Source organism: Petrocella sp. FN5, from assembly GCF_029210395.1.
In the GTDB taxonomy this organism is placed as follows: Bacteria; Bacillota; Clostridia; order Lachnospirales; family Vallitaleaceae; genus Petrocella.
Genome location: NZ_JARGDP010000111.1, coordinates 1 through 5465 on the forward strand (window position 1 = coordinate 1; position 5465 = coordinate 5465).

Annotated in this window: 4 protein-coding genes and 1 other RNA gene; all 5 read right to left on the bottom strand. The window is 39.6% G+C overall.

Annotated features, from left to right (window positions below; genetic code table 11):
• Positions 1–249: 249 nt before the first annotated feature.
• An RNA gene (gene rnpB, locus P0N36_RS14415) (RNase P RNA component class A) lies at positions 250–589 on the bottom strand.
• Between the two features lie 47 nt (positions 590–636).
• The gene (locus P0N36_RS14420; RefSeq protein ID WP_275843563.1) at positions 637–1557 is read right to left on the bottom strand and encodes an ABC transporter permease; all 921 of its coding nucleotides are present in this window, start codon (positions 1555–1557) and stop codon (positions 637–639) included.
• Positions 1558–2622 carry an ABC transporter permease gene (locus P0N36_RS14425; RefSeq protein WP_275843564.1) on the bottom strand — a complete coding sequence of 355 codons (1065 nt, stop codon included), beginning with the start codon at positions 2620–2622 and terminating at the stop codon, positions 1558–1560. It abuts the gene before it with no gap.
• On the bottom strand, positions 2619–4145 hold the full coding sequence (locus P0N36_RS14430; protein WP_275843565.1) for an ABC transporter ATP-binding protein: 1527 nt from the start codon (positions 4143–4145) through the stop codon (positions 2619–2621). Before P0N36_RS14430 ends, P0N36_RS14425 begins: the two co-directional genes overlap by 4 nt.
• Before the next feature lie 70 nt (positions 4146–4215).
• A complete protein-coding gene (locus P0N36_RS14435; RefSeq protein ID WP_275843566.1) occupies positions 4216–5358 on the bottom strand; it encodes a BMP family ABC transporter substrate-binding protein in 1143 nt (380 codons plus the stop codon).
• Positions 5359–5465 lie beyond the last annotated feature (107 nt).

A 5465-nucleotide genomic window follows, 5' to 3' on the forward strand; every position in this document is an offset into this window, starting at 1 on the left:
ATAGCATCTTCACCCTCTGTTTCATAGAAAAAAAGCAGGGTTATCATAACCTTTATTAATATCAACATCGACTATGAAGTTCCTGAAATAGTGTGTATGAATGGAGTAAGTCAGCATGGATGCTGACCGTCGACTTTTGGTGCAGGAAGCACCAACTGGAGACCGTAATCATACAGACTATGTAAGGGTTTTTATAGGACCTCTCTACAAGCTATAAATCAAAAAAAGACCCTATAAGAGTCTTCTTTAGAAGTGAGCAAGCCGATAAGCCGAGTTCTGTCTTGAACGGTCATCTGTCTAGTCTTATTGTCACCAATAAGCTCAAGCGACTAACCAAGTGCTAAGCGGGCCGCCATCACACTTTAATGTCTTGCACCGAGTGGGGTTTACATATGCCTCTCTTGTTACCAAGAAAGCGGTGAGCTCTTACCTCACCTTTCCATCCTTACCATGTAATGAAACATGGCGGTTTATTTCTGTTGCACTATCCTTAGAGTCGCCTCCACCAGCCGTTAACTGGCACCCTGCCCTATGGAGCTCGGACTTTCCTCGCCTAGATTGCTCTAAGCGCGACCGTCTAGCTTACTCACCTTGGTACTATATCATAGCTTATATAAATATGCAATCCAAATTCCTTTAGCGATCTTCTCTAAAATAGGGTACACCAAGTCCTTTTGGCGGTGCATCTTCTTTAGACTTTCTAATAGAACTAAGAATCAATACAATGATCGTAACTGCGTATGGCAGAACATCCAGTAGATTCTGAGAAATACTAAGATGCTGCAATCTAAATCCAATAATGCTTAACCCTCCAAACAGATAGGCACCAAATAAAGCCATTATAGGATTCCACTTCACAAAAATAACTAAAGCAATAGCAATCCATCCTCTTCCGGCTGTAATGTTATCTTGCCATTGTGGCACATCAACAACTGATAAATAGGCACCTGCCATGCCACAAAGAGCACCGCCAAATAAGATATGTATATACTTGTATAGATTGACATGTATACCGGATGCATCTGCTGCACTTGGGTTCTCACTAATAGCAATTAAGTTCAAACCGAATCGAGTCTTATAAAAATATATGCCCAAGCAGATGGCCATTATATATCCGATATATACAAAATAATCATGTCGAAATAAAATCGGTCCAATAAAGGGCAAATCACTTAATAAAGGTATCTTTACCTTAGCAAAAGAATCAATGACTCTATCCGGCATTTTTTGACCAATAAATAACGTGCCTACAAAACTGGCAATGCCCGTTCCAAATATGGTTAATGCCAACCCTGAAACAACTTGATTGGCTCTTAAACTTACAGTAAGAAAAGCATATATAAGTGCTCCAAGAGCGCCCGCAACTGCTGCACCGAGTATAGCTATAATCCCACTTCCTGTATAAAAACCCATCCCAAATCCTGCGACCGCACCTATAAGCATCATACCTTCTACACCTAAGTTTAGGTTGCCTGATTTTTCTGTAAGCATTTCACCCAGTGTGGCAAAGAGCAAAGGCGTACCTGCAATAATCATAGCAAATAAAAAGGATGTCATTTACGCCACCTCCTTTTCCATGACGGAATTTCTTACCAACTTATACTGAATAAAAAACTCACTGCCAATTACAAAGAATAAAATTACACTTTGCAAAATACCTGCTGCCGATTGGGGAATCTGATAAGCTGTTTGAATAAAACTACCACCTTTAATCATGATTGCAAAAAGAAGGGAAACTGGTATGATAATCACAGCTTTAAGCCCGGATAACCATGCCGTAATAATAGCCGTATAACCATAGCCGGCGGCAACTTGCGTTGACAAGGTTTGATTCACCGCTGAGGCTTGCATCATACCGACAATACCTGCAATACCGCCACTAATGAATAACGCCGATAGGATAACCTTTTTCACATTCATACCGGCATATTTTGCTGTATCCATGCTTTCTCCCACCACAGCAATCTCATAACCTGCTTTTGAGTAATTCATCATGATGGCTATAATGATGACTAAAAAAATAGCTATCACCCATCCGATGTGTACACCAAAAAGCTTTGGCATAATGGCTGAATCCATAAAATTGGCAATCTTAGGAAATCCTAAAGAACCGGGATCTTTCCATGGACCGTACTGAAGATAAGTAACCCACTTTAAAGCAACATAGTTCATCATCAGTGTAAAAATCGTCTCATTTGTGCCAAATTGAACTTTGAAAAATGCCGGAATAAGTGCCCACAAGCCACCACCTATAAAACCAGCTAGAAACATAGCCGGTAACAGTACCATCTTAGGTAAATGGTTATAGTTAAGCGCTAAATAACTGGCAGCTAAAGCGCCTACAATAATTTGCCCTTCTGCACCGATATTCCAGAATTTCATCTTGAACGCAATCATGATACCAATAGATGTAACCACCAAAGGTATGGTTATGGTTAAGGTATCACGGATTCTATGAGCCGAACCAAAAGCACCTTCTACCATAGATAAGTAAACATTCATCGGATTGTGACCAAGGGCACCAATAAAAATAGACGTTAGTAAGAATGCGAATATTATTGAAAGAATGCGTATGACGGCTGCCTTCTTACTGGTCATATCTGTTCTCTTTACCATTCTCATTGTGCCATCACCAACCCTTCTAAACGTTCGCCTGCCATCATAAGTCCTACTTCTTCTCTTGTTGTCCGTTCAGCATATACGATACCGGTTACCTCACCTTGGCAAATCACCATAATTCTATCACATAGCTCTAGAAGAACATCCAAGTCCTCACCAATGAACAAAACACCAACATTTTTTTTCTTCTGTTCATTGACCAGATCATAGATCGTATGGGTTGCGCCTATATCTAGACCCCGAACAGCATAGGCCGTAATTAGAACATTGGGATTGGTATCAATTTCACGTCCGATTAGTACTTTTTGAATGTTGCCGCCGGATAATTGTTTAACCGGATGATGTACGCCTGGTGTTTTTATTTCTAGGGTTTCTATCATTTTCTCACAGATACCTTCTATTGGTTTTCTCTTAATCATGATACCTTTTTGATTATGATGTTCTTTCAAGAGATAATTATCCACCATATCCATAGAAGCAACAAGTCCCATACCCAAGCGATCTTCCGGTATAAAACTCATACTAATCCCCTTCTTTATAATACTTCTTGGGGATTTACCAATGAGACTTTCTTCCTTATAAATAATTTCACCGGAATGAACCGGATATAAACCGGCTATGGCTTCACATAATTCTTTCTGCCCGCTACCGGACACACCGGCGACACCTAGAATCTCGCCTTCATAAAGCTCAAATGAAATGTCTTTAAGTACTTTAACATGTTCTTGATCTATGGCATTTAATTTATCCACTTTAAGCAATCGATTGCCTCTCTTTACCAAAGGACGTTCGATTGATAGATTGACCGACTTACCTACCATCAAGTCAGTAAGCGCTCTAGGCGTTGTCTCTTTGGTAATAAGCGTGCCAACTGTCGTTCCTTTTCTAAGGACTGTAACTTTATCTGATATTTCCATAACTTCATTCAGCTTGTGGGTAATAATGATAATGGCACATCCTTCTTTTGCCATATTTTTCATGATTTTAAATAGTTTTTTCGTTTCTTGAGGTGTCAAAACCGCAGTCGGTTCATCCATAATCAATATATCCGCACCTCTGTAGAGTACTTTCAAGATTTCAACAGCTTGCTTTTCACCAATGGACATATCGTAGATCTTCTGATCAGGATTGACCGTCAAACCAAATTGGTCGATGATTTCCTTAAGATCCTTTGATAATTTCTTGCGATGTAAAAAAAAGGACCCTTTTTGGCCCATAATAACATTCTCTTTTGCTGTTTGAACCTCGACCAGTTTATAATGCTGATGAATCATACCAATGCCTTTTTCAATGGATTCTTTGGGACTACCGATTTTTGTAGGCGTGTTGTGAATATAAATAGAACCGCTGTCAGGTTTATAGATACCTGACAGCATGTTCATTAATGTGCTCTTACCTGCGCCATTTTCACCGAGTAACGCATGTATTTCACCTTTATTCACTTCAAAATTAATATGATCATTTGCCTTAACTGTACCAAAGGTTTTGCATATGTTTTCCATTTTTACAAAAACTTGATCCTTCATGGCAAACTCCTTTAATGACTTAATATTTTATGGTACAAGGTCAAAACTAAGTTTTTACACCTAAACCACTCTATTCAACATTACCAATAACACCATCAACAAACCACATCATGTTTAGCATTTCGCCGTCTGTCATAGCCGCACCTTCTGCAACAATAACTTCACCAGCTTGATTGGTCAAAGGACCATCAAATACAAGTTCAGATCCGTCAAGAATTTGAGCGGTTGCAGCATCTACTGCTTCCTGAGCGCCTTCTGGTGCATTCTCAGTTAAGGGTGCAAGTGCTACAATACCATCCTCCATACCGCCCCAGTAAGCGTGAGAAGCGAAAGTACCATCAATAACTGCTTGAACTTGCTCTACATAATAAGGTCCCCAGTTCCAAACAGGCGCTGTCATATATGCTTTTGGTGCCATTGCACTCATGTCTGTGTTGTAACCAACTGACCATACGCCACGTTCTTCAGCTGCTTGTTGCGGTCCTGCTGTATCTTGATGTTGAGCTATAACATCTGCTCCGTTATCTAACATTGCAATCGCTGCCTCTTTTTCTTTAGCAGGATCATACCATGTAGATGTCCAAACAACTTCTACTTCTACATCCGGATTAACAGATTGTGCTCCTAGTGTAAATGCATTGATACCACGAATTACTTCTGGAATTGGGAAAGCAGCTACATAACCGATTTTATTGGTTTCGGTTTTCATACCTGCAACAATACCGGATAAATATCTTGCCTGGTAAATTCTTCCGAAATAATTTGCCATATTGTCGGTTGTTTTATAACCTGAACAATGCATAAAAGCAACTTCCGGAAAATCACCGGATAGTTTTTCCATAAAATCCATATATCCGAAGCTGGTTGCAAATATAATGGTTGCACCTTGGTCTATCATGTTACGCATCTCTTGTTCAACGTCTTGAGTTTCTGGAACGGATTCTTTGTAAATGGTTTTAACACCCAGTTCCTCTTCTAAGAACAAACGACCTTGATCATGGGCATATGTCCATCCACCGTCACCAATTGGTCCGACATAGATAAATCCAACTGTAACATCCTCACCTGTTGACGTCTCAGTGTCCATACCTTCTGTAACTTCTGTTTCAGTTGCTGTTTCACCATATGTTTCTTCAGTTGGTGTTTTTTCACCACACGCTGCAAGTGATAGAACAAGTGTTAGTACCATGAGTAATGCTAATATTTTTTTCATTTTTTTCCTCCTAATAAATAATATGCTTTTTGTTTTCTTTTTATGCCCCCTGAAGCAGTTACCGTTAAATATTTACTTGTATTTAATCCTCCTTTCAGAAATAAGCT

Bases quoted from the DNA above. Each gene is read 5' to 3' on its own strand.
- P0N36_RS14425 (WP_275843564.1), bottom strand. From the start codon at position 2,622: ATGAGAATGGTAAAGAGAACAGATATGACCAGTAAGAAGGCAGCCGTC.
- P0N36_RS14435 (WP_275843566.1), bottom strand. From the start codon at position 5,358: ATGAAAAAAATATTAGCATTACTCATGGTACTAACACTTGTTCTATCA.
- P0N36_RS14430 (WP_275843565.1), bottom strand. From the start codon at position 4,145: ATGAAGGATCAAGTTTTTGTAAAAATGGAAAACATATGCAAAACCTTT.
- P0N36_RS14420 (WP_275843563.1), bottom strand. From the start codon at position 1,557: ATGACATCCTTTTTATTTGCTATGATTATTGCAGGTACGCCTTTGCTC.